At 62.5% G+C, this 21,996-nt stretch carries 23 protein-coding genes; 3 read left to right on the plus strand and 20 right to left on the minus strand.

What is annotated here, in order from left to right:
* Nucleotides 1-74: 74 nt before the first annotated feature.
* Nucleotides 75-1,142: a uroporphyrinogen decarboxylase gene (gene hemE, locus PMI35_RS19990; RefSeq protein ID WP_008058147.1), complete on the plus strand. Its 1,068-nt coding sequence runs from the start codon at nucleotides 75-77 to the stop codon at nucleotides 1,140-1,142.
* A gap of 62 nt (nucleotides 1,143-1,204) precedes the next feature.
* On the opposite strand, the gene PMI35_RS19985 is transcribed toward hemE, so the two are convergent.
* Nucleotides 1,205-2,431: an MFS transporter gene (locus PMI35_RS19985; RefSeq protein WP_443217055.1), complete on the minus strand. Its 1,227-nt coding sequence runs from the start codon at nucleotides 2,429-2,431 to the stop codon at nucleotides 1,205-1,207.
* Nucleotides 2,432-2,598: 167 nt separating this feature from the next.
* On the opposite strand from PMI35_RS19985, the gene PMI35_RS19980 reads away from it, so the two are divergent.
* Nucleotides 2,599-3,501, plus strand: a complete 903-nt coding sequence (locus PMI35_RS19980) for a LysR family transcriptional regulator (RefSeq protein WP_008058151.1) — start codon at nucleotides 2,599-2,601, stop codon at nucleotides 3,499-3,501.
* Nucleotides 3,502-3,615: 114 nt separating this feature from the next.
* On the plus strand, nucleotides 3,616-3,999 hold the full coding sequence (locus tag PMI35_RS0132515) for a type II toxin-antitoxin system PemK/MazF family toxin (RefSeq protein ID WP_032831513.1): 384 nt from the start codon (nucleotides 3,616-3,618) through the stop codon (nucleotides 3,997-3,999).
* Between the two features lie 374 nt (nucleotides 4,000-4,373).
* On the opposite strand, the gene PMI35_RS19975 is transcribed toward PMI35_RS0132515, so the two are convergent.
* Genes PMI35_RS19975 through PMI35_RS19885 form a run of 19 tightly spaced genes read right to left on the minus strand, consistent with a single transcriptional unit; the run spans nucleotide 4,374 to nucleotide 21,659 of the window.
* Nucleotides 4,374-5,600, minus strand: coding sequence for a beta-ketoacyl-ACP synthase (locus PMI35_RS19975; protein ID WP_008058153.1), 1,227 nt, complete (start codon nucleotides 5,598-5,600; stop codon nucleotides 4,374-4,376).
* Nucleotides 5,600-6,328 (minus strand): 3-oxoacyl-ACP reductase FabG, encoded by a 729-nt coding sequence (gene fabG, locus PMI35_RS19970; RefSeq protein ID WP_008058155.1) that lies wholly within the window; start codon nucleotides 6,326-6,328, stop codon nucleotides 5,600-5,602. The genes PMI35_RS19975 and fabG overlap by 1 nt, the downstream gene beginning before the upstream one ends.
* Complete coding sequence (locus PMI35_RS19965; protein WP_008058160.1) at nucleotides 6,325-6,786, minus strand: hotdog family protein; 462 nt, start codon at nucleotides 6,784-6,786, stop codon at nucleotides 6,325-6,327. Before PMI35_RS19965 ends, fabG begins: the two co-directional genes overlap by 4 nt.
* Complete coding sequence (locus PMI35_RS19960) at nucleotides 6,783-7,979, minus strand: beta-ketoacyl-[acyl-carrier-protein] synthase family protein (RefSeq protein ID WP_008058162.1); 1,197 nt, start codon at nucleotides 7,977-7,979, stop codon at nucleotides 6,783-6,785. Before PMI35_RS19960 ends, PMI35_RS19965 begins: the two co-directional genes overlap by 4 nt.
* Nucleotides 7,976-8,458 carry a hypothetical protein gene (locus PMI35_RS19955; protein WP_008058164.1) on the minus strand — a complete coding sequence of 161 codons (483 nt, stop codon included), beginning with the start codon at nucleotides 8,456-8,458 and terminating at the stop codon, nucleotides 7,976-7,978. Before PMI35_RS19955 ends, PMI35_RS19960 begins: the two co-directional genes overlap by 4 nt.
* Nucleotides 8,459-8,504: 46 nt before the next feature.
* Entirely contained in the window at nucleotides 8,505-9,752 is a 1,248-nt protein-coding gene (locus PMI35_RS19950) for an NAD(P)/FAD-dependent oxidoreductase (protein ID WP_008058165.1), read from the minus strand.
* Nucleotides 9,739-10,899, minus strand: a complete 1,161-nt coding sequence (locus tag PMI35_RS19945) for a hypothetical protein (protein ID WP_008058166.1) — start codon at nucleotides 10,897-10,899, stop codon at nucleotides 9,739-9,741. The genes PMI35_RS19950 and PMI35_RS19945 overlap by 14 nt, the downstream gene beginning before the upstream one ends.
* Nucleotides 10,896-13,235 carry an MMPL family transporter gene (locus tag PMI35_RS19940; RefSeq protein ID WP_008058167.1) on the minus strand — a complete coding sequence of 780 codons (2,340 nt, stop codon included), beginning with the start codon at nucleotides 13,233-13,235 and terminating at the stop codon, nucleotides 10,896-10,898. The genes PMI35_RS19945 and PMI35_RS19940 overlap by 4 nt, the downstream gene beginning before the upstream one ends.
* Entirely contained in the window at nucleotides 13,219-13,821 is a 603-nt protein-coding gene (locus PMI35_RS19935) for an outer membrane lipoprotein carrier protein LolA (RefSeq protein WP_008058168.1), read from the minus strand. Before PMI35_RS19935 ends, PMI35_RS19940 begins: the two co-directional genes overlap by 17 nt.
* A complete protein-coding gene (locus PMI35_RS19930; RefSeq protein WP_008058169.1) occupies nucleotides 13,818-14,243 on the minus strand; it encodes an acyl-CoA thioesterase in 426 nt (141 codons plus the stop codon). Before PMI35_RS19930 ends, PMI35_RS19935 begins: the two co-directional genes overlap by 4 nt.
* Nucleotides 14,236-15,780: an HAL/PAL/TAL family ammonia-lyase gene (locus tag PMI35_RS19925; protein WP_008058170.1), complete on the minus strand. Its 1,545-nt coding sequence runs from the start codon at nucleotides 15,778-15,780 to the stop codon at nucleotides 14,236-14,238. Before PMI35_RS19925 ends, PMI35_RS19930 begins: the two co-directional genes overlap by 8 nt.
* A complete protein-coding gene (locus PMI35_RS19920; RefSeq protein ID WP_008058171.1) occupies nucleotides 15,761-16,702 on the minus strand; it encodes an LpxL/LpxP family acyltransferase in 942 nt (313 codons plus the stop codon). Before PMI35_RS19920 ends, PMI35_RS19925 begins: the two co-directional genes overlap by 20 nt.
* Nucleotides 16,699-17,433, minus strand: coding sequence for a glycosyltransferase family 2 protein (locus PMI35_RS19915; protein WP_008058172.1), 735 nt, complete (start codon nucleotides 17,431-17,433; stop codon nucleotides 16,699-16,701). The genes PMI35_RS19920 and PMI35_RS19915 overlap by 4 nt, the downstream gene beginning before the upstream one ends.
* Nucleotides 17,426-19,105 carry an acyl-CoA synthetase family protein gene (locus tag PMI35_RS19910; RefSeq protein ID WP_008058173.1) on the minus strand — a complete coding sequence of 560 codons (1,680 nt, stop codon included), beginning with the start codon at nucleotides 19,103-19,105 and terminating at the stop codon, nucleotides 17,426-17,428. The genes PMI35_RS19915 and PMI35_RS19910 overlap by 8 nt, the downstream gene beginning before the upstream one ends.
* Nucleotides 19,102-19,647, minus strand: a complete 546-nt coding sequence (locus tag PMI35_RS19905; RefSeq protein WP_008058174.1) for a hypothetical protein — start codon at nucleotides 19,645-19,647, stop codon at nucleotides 19,102-19,104. The genes PMI35_RS19910 and PMI35_RS19905 overlap by 4 nt, the downstream gene beginning before the upstream one ends.
* Complete coding sequence (locus PMI35_RS19900) at nucleotides 19,644-19,898, minus strand: acyl carrier protein (protein ID WP_008058177.1); 255 nt, start codon at nucleotides 19,896-19,898, stop codon at nucleotides 19,644-19,646. Before PMI35_RS19900 ends, PMI35_RS19905 begins: the two co-directional genes overlap by 4 nt.
* A gap of 9 nt (nucleotides 19,899-19,907) precedes the next feature.
* Nucleotides 19,908-20,168: a phosphopantetheine-binding protein gene (locus PMI35_RS19895; RefSeq protein ID WP_008058179.1), complete on the minus strand. Its 261-nt coding sequence runs from the start codon at nucleotides 20,166-20,168 to the stop codon at nucleotides 19,908-19,910.
* Nucleotides 20,149-20,958 (minus strand): lysophospholipid acyltransferase family protein, encoded by an 810-nt coding sequence (locus tag PMI35_RS19890; RefSeq protein ID WP_008058181.1) that lies wholly within the window; start codon nucleotides 20,956-20,958, stop codon nucleotides 20,149-20,151. The genes PMI35_RS19895 and PMI35_RS19890 overlap by 20 nt, the downstream gene beginning before the upstream one ends.
* On the minus strand, nucleotides 20,934-21,659 hold the full coding sequence (locus PMI35_RS19885) for a beta-ketoacyl synthase chain length factor (protein WP_008058183.1): 726 nt from the start codon (nucleotides 21,657-21,659) through the stop codon (nucleotides 20,934-20,936). The genes PMI35_RS19890 and PMI35_RS19885 overlap by 25 nt, the downstream gene beginning before the upstream one ends.
* Nucleotides 21,660-21,996: the final 337 nt, after the last annotated feature.

Raw genomic sequence — 21,996 nt, forward strand, 5'->3', positions numbered from 1 at the left:
AAAGGTGCGGCGCTTGCCGTGCCTTTTGCGTCCGGCTCTGAGAAAATGCCCGCACTTTTTTTCCGGATGCCGACATGACTGCCCTGAAGAACGACCGTTTCCTGCGCGCCCTGCTCAAGCAACCCGTAGACGTCACCCCTGTGTGGATGATGCGTCAAGCCGGTCGCTACCTGCCTGAATACCGCGCCAGCCGCGCCAAGGCCGGCGATTTCATGAGCCTGTGCATGAACCCGGCGTTCGCTTGCGAAGTCACGATGCAGCCCCTCGACCGCTACCCTCAGCTGGACGCGGCGATCCTCTTCTCCGACATCCTGACCATCCCCGATGCCATGGGCCAAGGCCTGTACTTCGAAACCGGCGAAGGCCCGCGCTTCAAGAAAGTCGTCAGCACCCTCGCCGACATCGAAGCCCTGCCGATTCCTGATCCACAGAAAGACCTGGGTTACGTGATGGACGCGGTGAGCACCATTCGCCGTGAACTGAACGGCCGCGTGCCGTTGATCGGCTTCGCCGGCAGCCCATGGACCCTGGCCACCTACATGGTCGAAGGCGGCTCGTCGAAAGACTACCGCAAGACCAAAACCATGCTCTACGACAACCCGCAAGCCTTGCACCTGCTGCTGGACAAGCTCGCGCAGACGGTCACCAGTTACCTCAACGGCCAGATCCAGGCCGGCGCGCAAGCGGTACAGATCTTCGACAGCTGGGGCGGCAGCCTCTCGGCGGCGGCGTACCAGGAGTTTTCCCTGGCTTATATGCGCAAAATCGTCAGCGGCCTGATCCGCGAGCACGAAGGCCGCAAGGTGCCGGTCATCCTGTTCACCAAGAACGGCGGCCTGTGGCTGGAAAGCATTGCCGATGCTGGCGCTGATGCCCTTGGCCTGGACTGGACCTGCGACATCGGTAGCGCCCGCGCCCGTGTCGGTGACAAGGTTGCCTTGCAAGGCAACATGGATCCTACGGTGCTCTACGCCAAGCCTGAAGCGATCCGCACCGAAGTTGGCCGCATCCTCGCCAGCTACGGCAAAGGCAGTGGCCACGTGTTCAACCTCGGCCATGGCATTACCCCGGAAGTCGATCCGGAACACGCCGGCGCCTTCCTGCGTGCGGTACATGAGTTGTCGGCGCAGTATCACGAATAATCGAAACCCGATAAAAAACGCCCGGCTCATGCCGGGCGTTTTTTTCAGAAAACTTTATTTTCTTAAGTTTTAACACCACCCAGCGGTGGCAACTTCGCCAGTTTCAACGCCACCAGCAATGCCACGACCAGCAAGGTGCCGATGAACAAGCCGATGCCGTTCCAGCCGCCCAAGTGCCAGAACACGCCGCCCGCCGTACCGGCAATGCTCCCGCCGGCGTAGTAGCTGAACAGGTACAAGGACGATGCCTGGCCCTTGGCCTTGAGGGCGCGGCGGCCGATCCAGCTGCTGGCGACGGAGTGGGCACCGAAGAAGCCGAACGTGAAGACCAGCATGCCGAGGATGACCAGCGGCAATGGCGTGAACATCGTCAGGGCGAGGCCGCTGATCATCAGCGCGATAGTGCTCCAGAGCACTTTGCGGCGGCCGATTTTGTCCGCCAGCGAGCCGATTTTCGCCGAGCTGTAGATACCCGACAGGTACACCACGGAAAGCAGCCCCACAAAGACCTGATCCATGTGATACGGCTCGGCCAGCAAGCGGTAGCCGATGTAGTTGAACAAGGTGACGAACGCCCCCATCAGCACGAAGGCTTCGAGGAACAGCAGCGGCAGGCCGGCGTCGCGAAAGTGCATGGTGAAACCGTCGACCAGGCTGCGCGGGTGCATCGAGCGGGGGCGGAAGTTGCGCGACTCAGGGAGGATTTTCCAGAACACCGCTGCCGCAATCAGCGCCAGACCACCGATCACCAGCATTGCCGTGTGCCAGCTGACGAAGTCGATCAATACACCGGTGATAAGACGCCCGCTCATCCCGCCGATGGCGTTGCCGCCGATGTACAAGCCCATGGCGAGGCCGATGTGCTGCGGGTGAATCTCTTCGCTCAGGTAGGTCATCGCAACCGCCGCCAGGCCGCTCAACGACAATCCAATCAGTGCGCGCATCGCCAGCACGCCATGCCAGCTCGGCATCATCGCACTGGCCATGGTGCACAGTGCGGCGGCGAACAGCGCCGCCACCATCACCGGTTTACGTCCGACACGGTCGGAGATCGGGCCGGTGATCAGCAGGCCGATGGCAAGCATGCCCGTGGCCACTGAGAGGATCAGGCTGCTCTGTGCCGCGTTGATGGAATACTCGTGGGACAGCAGCGGCATCATCGGTTGCACGCAGTAGAGCAGGGCGAACGTCGCGAAGCCGCCGCAGAACAGCGCCAACACGGTGCGCATGAACGCCGGCGTGCCTTTTTCGATGTAGATCTCTTTCAGCTCAACAGCCACATCGTCCAAGGCGGTGGGAGGAACTTCATGGGCAAGTGGAGCGACAGCAGTTTTCACGGTGGACCTCGGAGGAGTGCAGCCGGTCAGGCAACGAAAAAAGCATATAGCTGGCTAATGATTCAATCCAATATATTGTTCGACCTGTTTGATAGCTTTAACGACCTAATGGGGTTTTCATGGAATTGCGTCATCTGCGCTACTTCATCGCCGTCGCCGAAGAACTGCATTTCGGCCGCGCCGCACAGGTGCTGGGCATCTCCCAACCACCGCTGAGCCAGCAGATTCAGACGCTGGAACAGGAGGTCGGCGCGCGCTTGTTCGAGCGTACCAATCGTCGGGTCGAGCTGAGCGAGGCCGGTCGACTGTTCCTGGAAGAGGCGCGCCTGGTGCTGGCGCAGGTCGACAAGGCCGCGGATGTTGCGCGGCGGGCACAGCTGGGCGAGCTGGGCGAACTGAAAATCGGCTTCACCTCGTCGGCACCGTTCAACTCAACGATTCCCCAGGCGATTTTTTCGTTTCGCCAGCGTTTTCCGGCGGTGCATTTGAACCTGCGGGAAATGAGCAGCACCCAGGTCGCCGATGCACTGGTGGATGAGTCGATCGAGGTCGGAATCATGCGACCGCTGGGGCTGCCCGACTCGCTCAGCGTGGTCGAACTGATGCGCGAGCCCTTGGTCGCGGTGCTTAGCTCCAAGCATCCGCTGGTGAAAGACAGTGAAGAGGGCTTGTTCCTGTCCGCCCTGGCGCTCGAACCCTTCGTATTTTTCCCGCGCAGCTACGGCAGTGGCCTGTACGCGCAATTACTCAGCCTGGCCCGAGACGCCGGCTTCAGCCCGCACTTCGCCCAGGAGGCCGGCGAGGCGATGACCATTATCGGCTTGGTGGCCGCGGGGCTTGGTGTGTCGGTGCTGCCGGCGTCTTATCAACGGATGCGCATTGACGGCGTGGTCTATCGACCGCTGCTTGATCCGGCGGCGGTGTCGGCGGTGTGGCTGGTACAGCGCAATGACCAGAAGTCGCCGATGGCGCGGGCGTTTGTGGAGTTGTTGACGAGGAAGGTTGAGCCGTTGAAGTCATGAAGGCTGACGCTTAGGGCTCGGAACTGGCGTCCTGGGACACTTCGCGTAACGGATCCGGTTTCGTGATTCACCCGGTTATTGAGCACAATCGATTTCTTTAGATGAGTGCCATGGATGTCACTTCTATTTCAACCCAAGGAAGGCAGCGTACTGATTTGTGATTTTCGAGGATATGAAGTTCCCGAGATGATAAAGGTCAGACCTGTTGTCGTGATTCGCAAACACAGAACCAACAACTTGTTGGTGACGGTTGTGCCGCTCAGTACAACCGCTCCGGACCGTATGTTGGAACACCATCTGGAGCTGCCGAATCATCTGCAGGGAGCAAGTCCGACCTGTTGGGCTAAATGCGATATGGTTGCCACCGTCAGTCTTTCCAGGCTTGACCGGATCAAGAGCCGAGATCGTCGAGGGAAGCGCTCTTACGTAATCTTACAACTTGAAACAGACGGGTTTTTTGCGATCAAAGTCGCGGTGCGCAAGGCCTTAGGCCTTTAATCGCAACAGGTTTGATTGAGGCAGGCCAGTTGCCAGCTGTTGTTCGCAAGGTGATTTCGGACAATACTGACTGCGTTCCCGAAAGGGGCTTGTGAGACTCTGCGGATCCTGGGCAACCAGCCATCACAGAGCCAGGCAGGTATAGGGCGATGACAAGCCGACCTGTTTGTGAAGGGGCGCCGAAAGGCGCCCTTTGTCGTTTCTGGTGTTCCTGAAAAAGTTGAGTACGGGGAAGGTGAGTCACTGTAGGGGCGAGCATGCTCCGGGCGGCGTTCCGACGATGGACTAAAGAGCGCCGCGGTTATCCAGGAAACACGCGTCATCGTTAACGACCATCGCGAGCAGGCTCGCTCCCACAGGGGAAATATTTCAGGTTACGACCAGCGCTTGAAAATCAGCGACGTATTCACCCCGCCAAACGCGAAGTTGTTGTTCATCACATACTGGTTGCTCATCTGCCGAAACTCGCCACGCAGGTAATCCAGCTTGCCGCAATGCGGGTCGACCTCGTCGAGGTTCAGGGTATGGACGTACAGGTCGCTGTTCATCATTTCGATGCTGAACCAGGACTCCAGCGCGCCACAGGCGCCAAGGGTGTGGCCGAGGAAGCTCTTTTGTGAGCTGATCGGCATGTGTTGGCCGAACAGGCTGCTGGTGGCCAGGGTTTCGGCGATGTCGCCCTGTTCGGTGGCCGTGCCGTGACCGTTGACGTAGCCGATGTCGGCAGGGCTCAAGCCCGCGTCTTCCAGGGCCAGTTCCATGGCCCGGCTCATGGTGACTTGTTCCGGGCGGGTGGTGTGCTGGCCGTCGGCATTGCTGCCGAAACCGACGAGTTCGGCGTGAATACGGGCACCCCGTGCAAGGGCGTGTTCCAGTTCTTCGAGCACCAGCATGCCGCCGCCTTCACCGATCACCAGGCCGTCGCGCCCTTTGTCGTAGGGGCGCGGGGTGGTGTGCGGGGCGTTGTTTTTCAGGCTGGTGGCGTAGAGGGCGTCGAACACCATGGCTTCGGTCGGGCACAGTTCCTCGGCGCCGCCTGCGAGCATCAGCGGCAGGCGGCCGAACTTGATGGCTTCGTAGGCATAGCCGATGCCTTGGCTGCCGCTGGTGCAGGCACTGGAGGTGGGGATCAGGCGGCCGGTGAGGCCGAAGAAGATGCTGATATTGGCCGCCGTGGTGTGCGGCATCATGCGCACGTAGGAGTTGGCGTTCAGGCCTTCGGCCACCGAGTTGAGCAGCATGTTGCCGAACGCCTTGATCTCGTCAGTGCTGCCGGTGGACGAGCCGCAGGCAACGCCCATGCGCCCGTCCTTGATCGATTCGTCGCCGAGCAATCCGGCGTCGGCCAGCGCCTGTTCCGCCGCGCCGACGGCCAAGCGTGAAACGCGGCCCATGCTGCGCAGTTGTTTGCGCGTCCAGTGGCTGGGCACCTTGAAGTCATCGATGGGCCCGGCCAGGCGCGTATTGAGTTCGGTGAAGCGGTCCCATTCGTCCATGCGGCGGATGCCGCTGCGGTTGGCCACGAAGTGGCCGGCGATGGTTGCCCAATCGCTGCCCAGCGAGGTGATGCCGGCCATGCCGGTGACGACGACGCGCTTCATCAGCACAGGCCTCCATTGACGGCCAGAACCTGCCGGGTGATGTACGAGGCTTCCGCCGACATCAGGAAATTCACCGCGCCGGCCACCTCTTCAGGGGTGCCCATGCGCTGTGCGGGGATCATCTTCATCATTTCTTCCACCGGCACGTTTTCATCGAGCATGGCTGTGTCGATCAGGCCGGGTGCGACACAGTTGACGGTGATCTTGCGCTTGCCCAACTCGATCGCCAACGCCTTCGCCGCACCGATCAATCCGGCCTTCGAGGCGCTGTAGTTGACCTGGCCACGATTGCCGATCAAGCCGGACACCGAGGTGATGCAGACTATCCGCCCGGCGGCGCGCCGACGGATCATCGGCATCATCACCGGGTGCAGCACGTTGTAGAAACCGTCGAGGTTGGTGCGCATCACCACATCCCAATCATCCTCGCTCAGCGCCGGAAAAGCACCGTCACGCGTCAGCCCGGCGTTGAGCACCACGCCGTAATAGGCGCCATGGGTTTCAACGTCGGCCTCAAGAATGGCTTTGCAGCCGGCGCGGTCGGACACGTCGAATTGCAGGATGCGCGCCGTGCGACCCAGGGCCTCGATCTCGACTTGCACGGCTTGGGCATCCGCCAGGCCACTGCGGCAATGCAGCACGATGTCATGCCCGGCCTGGGCCAGGCGCAGGGCGATGGCGCGGCCGATGCCACGGCTGGAACCGGTGACCAGTACGAATTCAGTCATGACTGGACTCCTTCGGATTCATGAAGATATTGAGCCGCCTGGGGCGGGCGATACACGTTCAGGCGGGCGCTGGCGTGAATGCCGGGTGCGTTGATGTGGCACTCGAACACGCCCATGCCGTTGTCATCTTCCAGCGAGCGGATGCCATGCAGGGTCAGCTCGGTGCCGGCGGGAAAACGGTCGACGTTGCATTCGAACTTGCGGGAACCGAGCAAAAAGCCCAGCTCCACGGCATCGCCACGCTGGCGCGCCTGGCAACCGGCGAAGGCCGCGACGCTCTGGGCCATCAGTTCAATCCCGACCCAGGCCGGCAGGCTGCCGTCGTCGAGGTTGAACAGCCCGCCGGGCTTGACCCTGAGGCGGGTATGAATCTGTTCTTCATCGAATGCCAGGATCTCGTCGATGAGAATCATGTCGCCAGCGTGGGGCAGCAGTTCGGCGAGCGGCCAGTCAATCATGGGGCGTCTCCGATAATCAGGCTGACGTTGTTGCCACCGAAGGCGAAGGAATTGCTCATCAGGTAGCGAGGTCCAGTGGACGCCAGGCGATCGGCGGGAGTCACCCATTTCAGGGCGGGCAGTTCGGGATCGGCCTGGCCGTCCCAGACATGCGGTGCCAGGCTGTGTTCGCGGTTGTCGTCACTCAGGCTCAACCAGCAGAACGCGGCTTCCAGCGCGCCGGCCGCACCAAGGGTATGACCGGTCATGGGTTTGGTCGAAGAGCAGGGCACGCCGGCCGGGAACAAGGCCGCCACCGCGTGGCTTTCCATGGCGTCGTTGTGCGGGGTGGCGGTGCCATGCAGGTTCAGGTAGGCGATCTGCCCGGGTTGCAGGTTGGCCCGGCTCAACGCCTTGCGCATCGCCTGTTGGGCGCCGCGGCCAGTGGGTTCCGGTGCGGAAATGTGGTGTGCATCGGAACTGGCGCCACTGCCCAGCAGGGCGATCGGCTGGCTGTCGCCAGGCTGTTTGCTCATCAGGAACAGCACGGCGGCTTCGCCGATATTGATGCCGTTGCGGTTCACCGAAAAAGGATTGCAGCGTTGCCCGGACACCGCTTCAAGTGCCGAGAACCCGTTGAGGGTCAGCTTGCACAGGGTGTCGACACCACCGCACAGCACCACGTCGCACACGCCCAGATCGAGCAAGCGCTGGGCACTCATCAATGCGCGTGCGCTGGAGGTGCAGGCGGTGGAAATCACATAGGCCGGGCCGCTCAATTGCAGCCAGTCGGCGAGAAAATTCGCCGGTGCGCCGAGTTCCTGTTGCTGGTAGTCGTATTCGGCCGGGAATTGCTGTTCGCGCACGTAACGGGCCAGGCCTTGGCTGGCTTCCTCGATGCCCGAAGTACTGGTGCCCAGCACGATACCGATGCGGTCGCGACCGTAGGCCTGGATCGCCTGATCGATATCACTGCGAATTTGCAGTACGGCCTCCATCAGCAATTGATTGTTGCGGCTGCGTTGGCAGGTCAGCTCTGCGGGAATCGGCACGAGTGCGCCCTGGACCGCGCCCACCGGCAATGACCGCTCCGGCACCCAGCCGGCCTCGCTGCGCATGCCGGAGCAATCGCCGGCGAACAGGTTGCGGGCGACTTCGTTTTTGTCGCGGCCCAGGGCGCAGACGACCCCGAGGGCATTGAGGTAAGCCGTCATGGTGCGTCACCGCTCAGGGGCGTGATTTGATATGTCGGGCCTTTGGGCAAATTCAATTCGAAGCTCAATGGTTGTGAGTAACGGACGTCCCAGCGCGCCGGCAACGAGCGTTGTGCCCCGTGCTGCCACGCCTGCGGATAGTTGCCAGGCAGTTCATCCCTGGGGGTCAGGGCAAACAGCAACGCGGCGAACAGCTCGCGGGCTTCCGGGTTGGGCGGCAGCAGGCCATCGGCGTGCCAATGGCCATCGATCAGTTTCTGACGGGCCTGGGGAATACCCAGCAAGTCCATCATCGACCAGCGAATGGCCGGACCTTCACGCTGGATGACCAGCACCCAATCCAGCCGCTGTTCGGCTTGCAGGCGCTGGATGTGCAATTGCAGCGGCAACGCCACGCTCGGGGTCTGTTCGGGCAGCGGCGCCTGGCTGGCACAGGCGCACAGCAACAGGATGCAGCCCAACAGCAGATATCGAATCATCAGGCACACCCTTCAACGGGTTTGCGCACCACGTAGCGTTTGCCAGTCATGTCGCATCCCGTGCACAGAGTTCTGACAGCATCCGCAGTCGACGTTTCGGTTCGGCGACGAATGGATTGCGCTCGTCCCAGGCATAACCGGCGAGGATCGAGCTGATCATGCGGCGGATTTCCGCATTGCCGTCAGGGTAGTAAATCACGTCCTGGAATGTCCCGGCGTACCAGCCCTCGACGTAGCAGCGGAACGTATCGACGCCGCGCTTGAGGGGTTCGGCGAACTCACGCTGCCAGTCCACGGCCTCGCCTTGCAGCTGGCGGTGCAGCACCCCGGCGGCCATGCTCGCCGAGCGCATGGCGATGGTCACGCCGGAGGAGAACACCGGGTCGAGGAATTCCGCCGCATTGCCCAGCAGCGCAAAGCCCGGCCCGTGCAGGGTTTTCACATTGGCGGAGTAACCGCCGATGGTGCGTGCTGGCGTGTCCCACACCGCATTGTCCAGCACTCCGGCCAGGCTGGGAGTCTCGGCAATGAAGCCGCGCAGGCAATCGTCGAGGTTGTCGCTGCGGCCCGCGAAGTGTTCCGCTGCGGCCACCACGCCGACCGAGCAGCGACCATTGCTGAACGGAATGGTCCAGAACCAGACGTCACGCTGCACAGGGTGGGTGGTGATGAGGATCTTGGTGCGATCGAAGTTCGGGTGGTCGATATGGTCTTCGACATGGGTGAACACCGCCTGGCGTACCGGGAAATTCGACGGTGCTTCAAGGTCGAGCAGGCGCGGAAGGACGCGGCCGTATCCGCTGGCGTCGAGCATGAAGTCAGCCTCGATGCGGTACTCGCTGCCGTCCTCGCGTCGTACACCGAGTATCGGCTTGGCCTGATCGAAATCGACGCTGACGATGGTTTCGCCATAGCGGATTTCCACGCCTTGCAGTGCGGCCTGATCAGCCAGCAGTTTGTCGAAATCGGCGCGCTGGACCTGGAACGTCGTCGGCTTGCCCGGCGTGAATGTATCGCCGAAATCGAAGGTGCTGTAACGCTCGCGCCAGGCAAACGCGGCCCCGGTTTTCAATTGGAAACCCGCGGCGTTGACGGCGTCGAGCATGCCCGCTTCTTCGACGAAATCCAGGCAGTGGGACAACAGGCTTTCGCCGATGGAAAACCGCGGGAAATGCTGACGCTCGATCACCAGTACGTCATGCCCCTTGCGCTTGAGCAGCGCGGCGGCGATGGCCCCTGAGGGACCAGCGCCGATGACCAGGATCTGGCGACGTTGCGTTTCAACGATTGGCATGGGGGCTCCTTGCCGGGGCGGCAGCTATCAATGGGACTTTATGCATGCCGGCCAGTGCCGGCAGCAGGGTCGCGACCAGGCCCATCAGCATCAACGCAAAGTACAGCGCCGGGCTGATGAGCTGTTGTTGCAGCAGCAGGTTGAGAAAGACGATCTCGCTCAAGCCGCGAATGTTCAGCAGCACGCTTTCGCGCCAGCGGCTGGCACCCTGGAACGAGGCGCCGGCCCAGCCAAGGCCGAGCCAGTTGCCCAGCAGCTTGCTGGCAATCGGCAACAGCAGCAGGGCCGCCAGCTGCGCCCAGCCCAGGCTGTCCATCGCGCTGTGCACGTTGATCTGCACGATACCGAACGTGAGGATCAGGGGAATGGCGATGTAGGTCTGCAAGCGGCTCATCCAGATCGCCGGCAACGGCAGGATCAGCGGTGCCTTGAGGGCCGCCATGATCAGTACATAACCGATGCCGAAAATCAGGGCATTTAGCTTGTAGTGTTCGGCGACCACCAGCAACGCGAAAAAGCCCAGGCTGTAGAGCCACGTTTGCCGCAGGCCCAGCAAACGCAGGAGCACCGGCAGACACGCGCCGGCCAGGGGCAGCAGCAGGCTGCTCAGGTTCAGGCTGCCCTGGGCGAGGGCGAACAGGGTCCAGCAAGCCAGGTCGATGATGATCGCGGTTTGCACCAGGCGTCGGGTGGCGGCGTGCGGGTAAGCGATGTGCCGCAGGTACAGGTACAACACCGGGATCGCGGTAATGGCGAACAACAGGCCGACCGCCAGCGAACTGATCCAGGGTTGCGGCGGCAGCAGCCAGATGGCCGTGGCCAGGCCGCAGGCGAACGGAATGCAGAAACTCGGCAGGGCGATTTTCAGGCTCTGGCGGTCCAGTTGCAGGTCGATCACATCACTGAGGATATAGCCCAGCAGCAGCGCGAAACTCAGGCTGTAGAGGTTCCTCAGCCAGCCGGGAGACACCAGCGCCGTGCCGCTCAGCTGCCATTGCGGTTCGATCCAGAAGTACATCAGCAGGGGCAGGCCGAGGGTCGCCAGCAACAACTGGCTGACGATCGGAATCAGGCCGAAATGGCGACCGATCCGGGTCGCCAGGGCGAACAGTACCAGGGCCATCGCCCAGAACAGCGCAATCATCATGTTGTCGGTTCCGTGAGGCTGGCGGCATGCACCTGGCGACCGGCCCAGGGCGCGAGCAGGAAGCTGAAGATCAGGCCCAGGCTCACTGACAGCCCGAAGTTGCTCACCGCCGGCGTGCTCGACACCGCCAGCAGGCCAAACGACAGCCAGGTGGTCAGTGCGGCCAGCAAGGTGCCCAGCAGGCTCACGGCGGCGCCGCCGACCTGTTCGCGCATGAGGATGGCGTAGTCGACGCTGATCGCCGTCACCAGCAGCAGGCCGAACAGGCTGAACAGGGTCAATGGCTGTCCCAGCCAGCCCAGACTGGCCAGGCTGCACAAGGCCGCCAGCAATGGCAGGGACACAATGCGCAGTGCGCCGCCAGCACCGAACGGCAGGATGAGCACCAGCACGATCAGTACGCAGGAGGCAAGTTTCAATTCTGCGGCACTGATCTGAGTGGCGGCGAACACGCTGTTCAATTCGCCCAACCGATCCACCAGTTTCACGCCTGGCAGGTCCTCGGCCTGTACCCGCAACAGGGCAGGATTGTTCAGGCCCTGCAAGCTGACCATCGCCGCCACGCCGTCAGCGGTCGGCCCCAGCCACAACAGGCGATAAGGCTCGGCCAGCGGGCCGGCCAGCGCGCTGTCGATGTCTTCGACGGGCAATGCCTGCAACTGGCTCAGCTCCGCTTGCAGCGCCTGTGCCGGTACGCCGACATCGAGCAACGGCTGCCAGAACGGCGGCAATTTGCTTAACGCTTCGCGCACCTTGCGCTGTTCGCTGGGCGGGCTGACCAGTTGATTGAGCGATAGGTAGCCTTGAAGTTTCTCCAAACTGACCAACTGATCCAGGCGTTCACTCAGGGCGCTTTGGCGTTCGAGCAATTGCTGCTGGTCGGCCGCCTGCACCAGGAAAAACTGGCTGGTGGGTTGGTAGCCGGTGATTCGCGCAATGGTCTGCGCTTCGTCAGTCAACTGCTGCGGGGCGCCTACCCACTGGCGGATGTCGTTCCGGGTTTCGAGCTGCAGCAGGCCGCCGGCACAAAAAGCGATCAGCAGCGCCAGCAACACGGGGGTGCTCAAATGCCTGAGCAGCGCTTCGCGGCGCCCCAGTAAAAACTCGCAAAGCCGCAGGGGCCATTGCGCCGGGCGCAGCTCGGCACCCTTGAGCAGCGCGGGCAGCAGGCACACCGCGGACAAATAGGCACCCAGCAGGCCCGCCGCCGAGAACACGGCAATCTGGGTCAACGCCGGGAATGGCGTCCAGGCCAGGGCCAGGTAGCCGATGGCGCTGGTGATCAGGCTCAGGGTCAGGCCCGGTAAGGTCAGGCGTAGTGCCGGCCAGCTGTGCCAGGGTTTCAGGCTCCAGCTCTTGGACAGGTAATGCAGCGGGTAATCGACGGCGACACCGATCAGGCTCGAACCCAACACCAGCGTCATCACATGCATGTGGCCGAACAGTGCCACGCAGGCCACCGCGCCAAACAGCATGCCCACCAGTACCGGGACAAACGCCAGCAAGACGCGCCAGCGGCGGAAGGCCAGCAACAGCAACAACAGGATTCCGACCGTGGCACCGCCACCGACCCAGGTCATCTCGCGGGATGCTTGGCGCTGGCCGTTGGCGGCGTACAACAAACCACTCGCGGCCAGCAGTTGCACATCGGCCCGGGCGGCCTCCTCTCGGCTGTGCTGGAGCAGGTCGGCTACCTGCAGCGGAAGGTTCATGTCGAAAGCATTGCCGGTGGTCCGCGCCCGCAGCAGTACCCAGTGCTTGCCATCCGCCTCGGCGATAAGGGCGCCACTGCCGATGTCCAGTTGCACGGCACCGTGCTGTGGCTGGCTGTTCTGGATGCGCCCGGTCAGGCCCAGCCAGTCGTCCTGGCTCGGCACCAGGCTGAAACCGCTGAACGGGTCAAATAAGGCCTGCACCCGTTGCTGGATAAAGGCATCGGGGTGTTCGATCAACTGCTCGCGATCTTCTGCCGCGAGCATGGCCAGTCGGCCTTGCAGCAGTTGCGTGCGCAGGGCCGGCAGGTCGGCCTGCAGGTTCCATTGGACCTTTTCGAACAGGCCGCTGGCTTGCCACTGATCTCCCAGTGTCTGCGCCATGGCAATGGCTTGCTGGCGATCAGCGTGGCCAACCAGCACCAGCATTTCGCGGTTCAGCGGTTCCTGCATGCGTTGTTCAGCGCGCAGTTCCAGCGCATCCGGCGCTGTGCCGGGCACCAGTTCCATCAGGTTGGCCGACAGCGGGGCGCCATCGCGCCATTGCCAGCCGGCGAGCGCCAGCACTGCCAGAAGCAGGATCAGGAACAGCCACGGCAGCCTGCGTTCACTCGGCAAAGTCATGTTGCTCCGTGTCGCTCAAGGGTTGCGCACTGGTGCTGTCCTGCATGCGCAACAGCGTGCTGTCGCCCTGGGTTTCCAGCAGTTCGATGCTGTGTACCAGTTCGCCGCCGGTAATGTTGATCTGGTTGAACACCTGCTTGAGCAGCATCGAGCGTGGCGTCAACTTCAATGTCCAGTTCTGAGCATCGCCACTGAGCGACAGCTCGAAATCGCGCTGCAGTCCGCTGCTGTCGCCTTGCAGAACAGCGAGGAACAAGCGGTTCTGCTCAGCCCCGGCGCTCTTGCCCGGCAACATCTGCCAGCCGCTGGCGTCACGCCGGGCAATGCCGGTGGCGGTGATGCGGTAGTCCTGTTGCAACGGCGTCTTGAGCAGCCACAACAGGCCGTGATTTTTCGCCAGGACGAAAGTGCCCTTGCTGGTCAGTGGCTGGGGCAGGGCACGCAGGCGTTTTTCCTGGATGAATTGGCCGTGGATGACATCGGGCCGGGCCAGTTGCTCGCTGAGCTGTTGCAGGTCGAAAGCATTTGCCATCGAGCACAAGCCGAACAGCAACAAAGTGCCCAGGCATTTGCCGAGCGCGTTCATGCCAGCACCCTGGCAACGGCGTCGGTGAACACCTTGGGCGAAGCCAATTGCATTTCGCGATTGCTCATGTCGACGGCGACCTGTACGGAAACCCCACGGGTCAGGCGTTCGCCGGTTTCCAGGTCGCTGATCAGGTAGTTGATCTTCAACCGGTTCTCCCATTCCACCAGATTGGCGCGCACGTTGAGCGTCTGGCCGAACTGCGCACCGCGTATGTAGCGCAATTGCAGGTCGATCACCGGCCACGCATAGCCCGACTCGGACATCGCCAAGTAGTTGTGGCCAATCTTGTCCAGCAATGCGCAGCGGGCGATTTCCAGGTATTTGACGTAATGGCCGTGCCACACGACGTTCATCCTGTCGACGTCGAAGAACGGCACGAGGATTTGCGTGTCGGTGTAGAGCACTCCCTTGCTACGCATGCAGCCTCCAGTGTTGTGCGGCTATACGTTGCAGGCACAGGCGCAATTCGCCTTCCAGCGCGCGGTCTTCGATGACCGGCGGGAAATCCTGGCCCAAGGCTTCATGCATGGCCGCGAGGGCCGGTGGCAGCGGTCGCGCATCCTCGGCCTGAGCGCGCAGCCAGACGCCTTGGTTGGCGGCCAGCAAGGTGGCGGCGGCAACCTGTTCGGTCAGCTCCAGCACGCGGATCGCATCACGGGCCGCGATGGTGCCCATGCTCACCTTGTCCTGGTTATGGCACTCGGTGGAGCGAGAGAAAACGCTGGCGGGCATGGTGTTTTTCAGCGCTTCGGCGGTCCAGGCGCTGGCACCGATCTGCACAGCCTTGAAGCCGTGGTTGAGCATGGCGCGATCGGCCGTGGCACCCGACAGGTTGCTGGGCAAACCGTGGTTGTAGCGCTCATCCACCAACAGGGCGAGTTGACGATCGAGCAGGTCGGCGACGTTGGCCACGAGGTTTTTCAAGCTGTCCATGGCGAACGCGATGTGCCCGCCGTAGAAGTGCCCGCCATGCAGCACGCGTTCGGCTTCGGCATCGATGATCGGGTTGTCGTTGGCGCTGTTGAGTTCGATTTCAATGAACGAGCGCAACCAGTTCAGGCTGTCGGCCAGCACCCCGAGGACATGGGGAGCGCAACGCAGCGAGTAGCGGTCCTGCAGGCGATGCAGCGGTGCGGTCGGCGCGTCGATGGCCAGATCCTTGCGCAGCCAGGCGGCGACCTGCATCTGCCCCGGGTGCGGCTTGGCGGCGAACAGACGCTCGTCGAAATGCTCCGGGTTGCCTTGCAGCGCAACCACGTTCAACGCGGTGATGCGCGTGGCCAGTTGCAGCAGGTAATCGGCGCGGGCGTATGCCAGGCAGGCGAGCCCGGTCATCACGGCGGTACCGTTCATCAGTGCCAGCGCTTCCTTGGGACGCAGCACCAGCGGCTGCCAGCCGAGTTCGCGGTGAACATCGGCAGCTTGCCGGCGCTCGCCGCGATACATCACTTCACGCTCGCCGGACAGTGTGGCGGCGACGTACGACAGCGGCGTCAGATCACCGCTGGCGCCGACCGAACCTTCTTCCGGAATCAGAGGCAGGATGTCGTGTTCAAGGAATGCTTGCAGGCGCTCCAGCAGCTCCACGCGCACCCCGGACACACCCTGGCAGAGCGACTGCAAGCGTGCCGCCAGCACCGCGCGGGTGGCCTGCGCGTCAAGGAGCTTGCCCAGGCCGCAGCCGTGGAAGGTGTACAGATGACGCGGCAAGGCCTCGACGTGATGCAGGGGCACCGCGACCACGCAGGAATCGCCGTAGCCGGTGGTCACGCCGTAGATCACGCCTTCCTTGTCGAGCAGGGAGTCGAGGAACTGCGCGCCTTTGGCGATGCGCTGGCGGAACGTTGGGTCGCCCTGCAACTGCGTCGGCGCCTGGCGGTTGGCCAGGGCCAGCACATCGTCGATGCGCAAAGGGCGTTCGCCGAAGATTACAGGCTCAAGCGTTGGCGTCGTCATCGGTCTTCCAGAAAGGGTAAAAGTTGAACCATTGTCGAGGTGCTTCGAGGCAATAGTGACTCAGGCGCTCGGCATAGCGGGTGGCCCACTGATGAATGACCTGTTCACGGTCGCTGCGTTTCCAGGTGATCGCGTCAGCGAAGGGTTCGAGGGTCAGGCGATAATCGCCATCGGGTTTCTTCAGGCACAGCAACAGGTTGACCGGGCACTTCAACAGTCCGGCCAGCAGCCACGGCCCTTGCGGAAATTTTGCCGGGTGACCGAGGAAATCCACGGTCACGCTACGCCCGCCGTGCAGCGGCACGCGATCGCCGGCAATCGCCAGCCATTCGCCGCGTTCCAGGCGTTCGTGCAGTTGCAGCATGGTCAGCGGGTCCAGTTCACTGACTTGGATCAACCGCAGATTGGTCGCACCGGCTTCGCCCAGCAAACGGTTGAAGCGCTCGGCGTGCTTGGTGTGCACCAGCACGTTCATGGTGACCTTTTCGCCGATCTCCGCCAGTGCACGGCAGACTTCGAGGTTGCCCAGGTGTGCACCCACCAGCATTTGCCCGCGTGTACCGCGTAGCTGGTTGCGCAGCAATGCCGGGTCGATGATTTCGATTTGCTCGATGCCCAGCTTGCCGTTCCACACGTCGAGCTTGTCGAGCAGGGAGTCGGCGAAGGCCATGAACTGGCCGAACACCCGCCAATGGCTCGGGCGCAGTTCGTCGCGCCCACTCCAGTCGGCGAGCCGTTGCTGGTACTGCCAGGCGCTATGACGGGCGCTGCGGCCGAACAGGAAAAAGTACAACACGATGCCGTACAGCAATGGGCTCAGCAGTCGACGACCTAGCAATCTGGCGGCGACCGCGGTGAATTTCATCAGCCAGAAACTGCCGCGCTCCTCGCGGTCGGCCCAGTGTTGCTTGTCGGCGTTCATGTGCGCCACCGTCGCCAGAGGATCAGCGGCGAGCGCAGCAGCATGCCGAAGAACAACCGGGTGTGCATGCTCGTAATCAACACGTTGTCGTGGAACATGCGGAAATGCGAAACGCCGTCCAATGGGTAATGGACCCTGGTTTGCAGCCATTGCATCGGCTGTCCGCGCCAGGCCAGGCGAACCAGGATGTCCGAGTCGAAGTCCATGCGCTTGCCGATCTTCGCCGCGTCGATCAACGCCAGGACCGGGGGCAGGGGGTAGAGGCGATAGCCGCACATGGAGTCGCGAATCTGCAGCGACAGGGTGTTGATCCAGACCATCACGTGGGTCAGGTAGCGGGCGTACAAACGACCCTTCGGCACGCTGTCGTCATACAGCGGATAGCCGCAGATCACGGCCTCGGGATGGGCACGCGAGCGTTTGACAAAACGTTGGACATCCTGCAGGTCGTGCTGGCCGTCGGCGTCCACCTGCAAGGCGTGGCTGAAGCCCAGGCGCGAGGCTTCCCGCAGACCGGTCATCACCGCGCCGCCCTTGCCCTGGTTGGCGGCGAGGCGGATCAGATGCACGTTGTCACGCAGCGCCAATTGATCGAGCACCCTGGCACAGGCCGGGCTGCTGGCGTCGTCCACCAGAACGCACGGCAGATGGTTGGCGAGCAGCGCATCGACCACGGTGGTGATCGCGGTCTCGTGGTTGTAGACCGGGACGACGGCGCAGGGGTTATGCATGTGCCGCCTCCAGCAAAATCCGCCCACTGGAACAGGTGGCGGTTTCGTTGCGATAGGCGAAATACAGTTTGCCGCGGGTTGGGTCGAAGCGCAGGTGCAGCTGGACTTCGTCGCCGGGACGCACCAGTTGCTGGAACTTCAGCACCTCCATGCCGGCGAATTTCTCCGGCAGGTTCATCAGTTGCTGGCCCAGGTGCATCGCCCATTCCACCTGCACCACGCCGGGCAACACGGGAGCCGTGGGAAAGTGCCCGCTGAAATAGGCAAGGTCCGGCGGTACGGCCAGCTGCAGGCTCCACTCACCGTTGGTTTCGACCTTTTCCAGCACTTGCGGCGCCTTGGGGCGTGGTGCCAGCAGCAGGGCTTCGACGTCGGCCTGTGGCAGTTTGCCCTGGGCGTTCAACGGCAGTTGTTGCAGCAGGCGCCAGCGCCTTGGCAAAGCCAGGGCTTCACAGTGCAGGCTCAGGTGTTGACGCAGTTGTTCCGTGAGTGTACGTCGACCCTGATTACGCAGCACATGCAAGCCCGCGTCACTCAGGACCAACAACGCGCCCAGCGAGGCGCGGTTTTCCTGGACGACACCCAGGCGTGCCTCGGCAACCCAGTCGTGGGCCATCAGCGCCTGCTCCAGCATCGGCAACGAGATCCGTTTCTCTTCCAGCTTGACGATCCGGTCCAGCCTCCCGAGCAATTCGAACCGGCCGTCAGCCGCGATCCGTGCTGCATCGGCGGTGTGTTCGATATGACCGTCAGGCAAGTAGGGCGAGGCGATGAGCAAGGCACCCTCCTTGTCCTGGCTCAACTGGACGTCGGCAAAGGGCTGCCACATTGACTGGCCCTGACGCCAGGCGATGCCGCCCGTTTCCGAACTGCCGAAAATTTCCGTGGGCCATTGCTGCAGGCATTGGTGCAGGCGCTGCGCGGCCTCGACGGGCAGCGCGCCACCGGAAGAAAACACTCGACGTACCGCGCTCAGCGCCGGCCAGTCGAGGTTGTCGCCCATGCGCTTGAGCAGGGCCGGGCTGGCCACCCAGGCGAAGACCGGGTGCTCGCGACTGGCGCGCTGCAAGTCTTCCGGGAAGGCCAGTTGTCTGCGAACGAATGGGCGCCCCGCGCACAGTGGCCACAGCACCCGGAACAGCAGGCCATAGATGTGCTGGGTGGCGACGCTGCCAATGATGCAGGCTGGGCCCAGGTCGGCGCCCCACAGCTGTTCCAGGGCCTGGACTTCATTGGCCAGTTGGCGCAGGTTTTTTTCGATGCGCTTGGGTTCGCCGCTGGAGCCGGAGGTGCACAGGCTCAGCGAGCAGCGGTCAAGGTCGAGCGCAGCGGCGCCAAGGGGCGGATCCTGAAAGTCCCCAGGATGCGTATCGTCCGGCTGATCGGTGAGCCATGCATCCACTTCGCCGGACCAGCGCTGGCGAGTTTGCGGTTGCAAGTCGGCGGGCAGCAGCACGCTGACCCCGGCACGCCATGCGCCCAACAGGGTAATCGCCAGGTCGGCGGCATCTTCAAGGTGCACGGCAATGCGCCGTACACCCCGGGTTTGCAGGCCGGCGGCCAGGCGCAGGGCCTGCTCGCGCAATTGTGCGTGATCGAGCTGCGGTTCGGCCGTCACGGCACGCTCCGGCTCGGCCTTGAGCAGCAGATGCTCAAGTTTTATCCAGTTCATGGGCGGCCTCGTACCCGTTGTCGTATTAGCCATTCAATGGCAAACATCAGGCCTATCAATCCGTAGGAGATCAGGCCGGTGTACAGCATCCACCAGCTCAGCGGCGCCCACAGTGTCAGGGCTGCAGCGCAGATCCCGTTGCACAGGAAAAACACGCACCAGGCGATGGTCACCTGGCGGGTATAGCGGATGGCCTTGGCCGGCAAATGCGCTTCGCGCAGGCGGGCCAGGCGTTCGACCATCGGCGGACCATACTTCAGGCTCAGTCCGAACAGCCCCAGCATGAACCCGCTGATCAATACCGGGTACCAACGCAGCAGTAGCGGACTGTCGAACAGCGCCAGCAGCAGGCAGAACAGGATGGCCACGCCAGCCATCCACGAACTGCCTGGGCGTCGCTTCCCCGTCATCGCGCGGGCCAGCCACAGGCTGCCCAGCAGCAGCCCGAACTGCCACGGGGCGAAATGCTCCATGCCGAAATACACCGCAAAAGGGTATAGCAAGCCCGCCAGCAGCAGGCCGAGGCCGATCAGTCGACTCATGCGGTCGGTTGAACCAGACGGTAGACCGCCTCGACCACGTCGCTAACGGTACGCACCGACTTGAATTCTTCGGCGGCGATTTTCTTGCCGGTTTGGCGCTTGATGTGATCGATCAGGTCGACCGCGTCGATGCTGTCGATTTCCAGGTCCTGGTACAGGTTGGATTCGAGACTCACCCGTTCAGGGTCCAGTTCGAACAGCTCGACCAAGGCATCGCGCAGGGTGTTGAAAATGTCGTCACGAGTTTGCATGGTCCGGTCTCAAGCTGCCTGTTTTGCAGTGACGAAGGCCGCAAGGCTCGCCACGTTACTGAAGTGGTTGCGCGTGTCCTTGGCGTCGGCATCGATCTTGATGCCGTACTTTTTCTGGATCGCCAGGCCCAGTTCCAGGGCGTCCACCGAATCCAGGCCCAGGCCTTCGCCGAACAGGGTCTGATCGTCTCCGATGTCCTCGGCGCTGATGTCTTCGAGGCCAAGGGCGTCGATGATCAGGTTCTTTATGTCACGGTGCAGATCGCTCATCTTCGGCGAGCTCCTTGATAAAGTAAGAATGCAAATAATCGTTGAGCTTGCGCGAGGCCTGGGGGGGCGGGCCTAGCGCTGCGAAGGCTTGGGGATCTATATCGTCCCCGACGCGGAAACTGAAGTGTACGCGGCGCTGGGGGATCCGATACCAGGGCTCGGCCTTGGTCAGTGTGGTCGGGCTGACCCTGATTACCACGGGGGTGAGGATTTTCGCACCACGCACGGCAATTGCCGCGCCCCCCCGATGAAAGGCGGGCGCCTGGCCTGGCTGGGTGCGTGTACCTTCGGGAAAGATGATCAGGGTTTGGCCTTGTTTTAGCGCATCGGCGGCAGCATCGAGCATGTCCATGCTGCCGTCGTTGCTGATGTATTCGGTGCGACGCAGGGGGGTGCGGGTGAACGGGTTATCCCAAAGGCTTTGCTTGACCACGCAGTTGGCATGGCGAACCAGACCGATCAGGAACACCACGTCGATCAGCGATGGGTGATTGGCAATGATCATCTGGCCCGGCCGCCCGAGTTTCTCCGCGCCTTGAATCTCGTAGGTCAGCACGCCGGCGCGGGCCATGAAGCGGACGAACAACCAGAAACAGCGGCTGACAGTTTGACGCGCACGCAACCGGTGGGTTTGGGCATCACCCGGCAGGCAGGCCAGCAACGGAAAAATCACCAGGCGCAGGCACAGGCCGCCCAGCCCGAACAGGGCGAAGCTCGCGGCAGTGGCCAGCAGGCGCCAGTAATAGACATCGCGGTTTTTTTCAGTCACAGGTTGCGTTGCCAGGTCCATACACGATTTTTCCAGGCATGTTGGCAGGTGGTTTGCGGGCCCAGCAGCGTGCACAACAGGTTCAATGCATGGGGCCAGCGAGCGTTGGACAACGCATCCGTGGCGCTGTTCAGGGACAACTGCCAGTCATTACCCGGGGTAATCAGCAGGCCGACGGCGTAGGGGAAGGGCACATCGTCGATCCAGGCCGAATAGGCCTGCGGCGGTTGCTCTTCGGTGACCACCAGTAATACCGCGGGTGAGCCTTCAGTCAGCAGGGCCGCAGCCTCCAGCATGCCGTATTCAAGGCCGTCACCGGCGGCGGCCAGGGCGGTCATTTCGCTGGTTTCACCGCGCATGATCGACCACAGGCCGATGATCGCGTTATGCACCGACAGGCTGAACTGGGTCGGCGACAACGGCTGGTCGACGGCCAGTTCGCTGAGAATGTCGAAGGTGCGCGGGGTTTCGCCGTGACGGGAAACAAACACCAATGGCAGGTCCTGACGACCTTCGGCCAATGGCCAGCCGACACTGAATGCCATGCGCGCCAGACGGCTGAGCCGCCGACGCTGCATGGCTGGCAGGAACGAAACATCGGGTGCGGCATCGCTGGCCGGCAACATCAACGGTTGCCGGCACCAGGCCTGCCAGTCATCCACGCTTTCAAGCCCCGGGGCCCAAGCGCGCCACTGGGCGATGTTGAAATTGATCACAGACATTCAATCCCGCCCTTGCAGGCTTCCTGACGCGGTGAGTGGCGCAACGGCACGGCACACCCTGCGTGGCGCTTGTCGCCAAGTGGTGCGCATTATCCCGGTGCGACGAACGTGTAGCAAATACTGGTTACGTTTTGCTCAATGAGATGTACCGGTCAGTTCGCAAAAACTGAACGTTTGGCAATTATTCACATTTTCATCGGGGCCGTCTGTCGGCTTTGGCCTCGGCTCACAGTGATTCCAGAGGCTTTTTCGGCAAGAAAAGACTGATGACTGTGTAGTCCTTGTCCCTGCGAGGTAGCGAAGCCATGCCGTGCACCACTACACTCGGTCATTCTTT

The organism is Pseudomonas sp. GM78 (assembly GCF_000282475.1).
In the GTDB taxonomy this organism is placed as follows: domain Bacteria; phylum Pseudomonadota; class Gammaproteobacteria; order Pseudomonadales; family Pseudomonadaceae; genus Aquipseudomonas.

Excerpts from the sequence above, each read along its gene's own strand:
- PMI35_RS19955 (WP_008058164.1), bottom strand. The coding sequence starts at position 8,458 with ATGATTCGATATCTGCTGTTGGGCTGCATCCTGTTGCTGTGCGCCTGT.
- PMI35_RS19945 (WP_008058166.1), bottom strand. The coding sequence starts at position 10,899 with ATGATGATTGCGCTGTTCTGGGCGATGGCCCTGGTACTGTTCGCCCTG.
- PMI35_RS19940 (WP_008058167.1), bottom strand. The coding sequence starts at position 13,235 with ATGACTTTGCCGAGTGAACGCAGGCTGCCGTGGCTGTTCCTGATCCTG.
- PMI35_RS19890 (WP_008058181.1), bottom strand. The coding sequence starts at position 20,958 with ATGGACCTGGCAACGCAACCTGTGACTGAAAAAAACCGCGATGTCTAT.
- PMI35_RS19920 (WP_008058171.1), bottom strand. The coding sequence starts at position 16,702 with ATGAACGCCGACAAGCAACACTGGGCCGACCGCGAGGAGCGCGGCAGT.
- PMI35_RS0132515 (WP_032831513.1), top strand. The coding sequence starts at position 3,616 with ATGTCACTTCTATTTCAACCCAAGGAAGGCAGCGTACTGATTTGTGAT.
- PMI35_RS19900 (WP_008058177.1), bottom strand. The coding sequence starts at position 19,898 with ATGCAAACTCGTGACGACATTTTCAACACCCTGCGCGATGCCTTGGTC.
- hemE (WP_008058147.1), top strand. The coding sequence starts at position 75 with ATGACTGCCCTGAAGAACGACCGTTTCCTGCGCGCCCTGCTCAAGCAA.
- PMI35_RS19930 (WP_008058169.1), bottom strand. The coding sequence starts at position 14,243 with ATGCGTAGCAAGGGAGTGCTCTACACCGACACGCAAATCCTCGTGCCG.
- PMI35_RS19980 (WP_008058151.1), top strand. The coding sequence starts at position 2,599 with ATGGAATTGCGTCATCTGCGCTACTTCATCGCCGTCGCCGAAGAACTG.
- PMI35_RS19910 (WP_008058173.1), bottom strand. The coding sequence starts at position 19,105 with ATGAACTGGATAAAACTTGAGCATCTGCTGCTCAAGGCCGAGCCGGAG.
- PMI35_RS19925 (WP_008058170.1), bottom strand. The coding sequence starts at position 15,780 with ATGACGACGCCAACGCTTGAGCCTGTAATCTTCGGCGAACGCCCTTTG.
- PMI35_RS19960 (WP_008058162.1), bottom strand. The coding sequence starts at position 7,979 with ATGACGGCTTACCTCAATGCCCTCGGGGTCGTCTGCGCCCTGGGCCGC.
- fabG (WP_008058155.1), bottom strand. The coding sequence starts at position 6,328 with ATGACTGAATTCGTACTGGTCACCGGTTCCAGCCGTGGCATCGGCCGC.
- PMI35_RS19950 (WP_008058165.1), bottom strand. The coding sequence starts at position 9,752 with ATGCCAATCGTTGAAACGCAACGTCGCCAGATCCTGGTCATCGGCGCT.
- PMI35_RS19935 (WP_008058168.1), bottom strand. The coding sequence starts at position 13,821 with ATGAACGCGCTCGGCAAATGCCTGGGCACTTTGTTGCTGTTCGGCTTG.
- PMI35_RS19905 (WP_008058174.1), bottom strand. The coding sequence starts at position 19,647 with ATGAGTCGACTGATCGGCCTCGGCCTGCTGCTGGCGGGCTTGCTATAC.
- PMI35_RS19965 (WP_008058160.1), bottom strand. The coding sequence starts at position 6,786 with ATGATTGACTGGCCGCTCGCCGAACTGCTGCCCCACGCTGGCGACATG.
- PMI35_RS19895 (WP_008058179.1), bottom strand. The coding sequence starts at position 20,168 with ATGAGCGATCTGCACCGTGACATAAAGAACCTGATCATCGACGCCCTT.
- PMI35_RS19975 (WP_008058153.1), bottom strand. The coding sequence starts at position 5,600 with ATGAAGCGCGTCGTCGTCACCGGCATGGCCGGCATCACCTCGCTGGGC.
- PMI35_RS19885 (WP_008058183.1), bottom strand. The coding sequence starts at position 21,659 with ATGTCTGTGATCAATTTCAACATCGCCCAGTGGCGCGCTTGGGCCCCG.
- PMI35_RS19915 (WP_008058172.1), bottom strand. The coding sequence starts at position 17,433 with ATGCATAACCCCTGCGCCGTCGTCCCGGTCTACAACCACGAGACCGCG.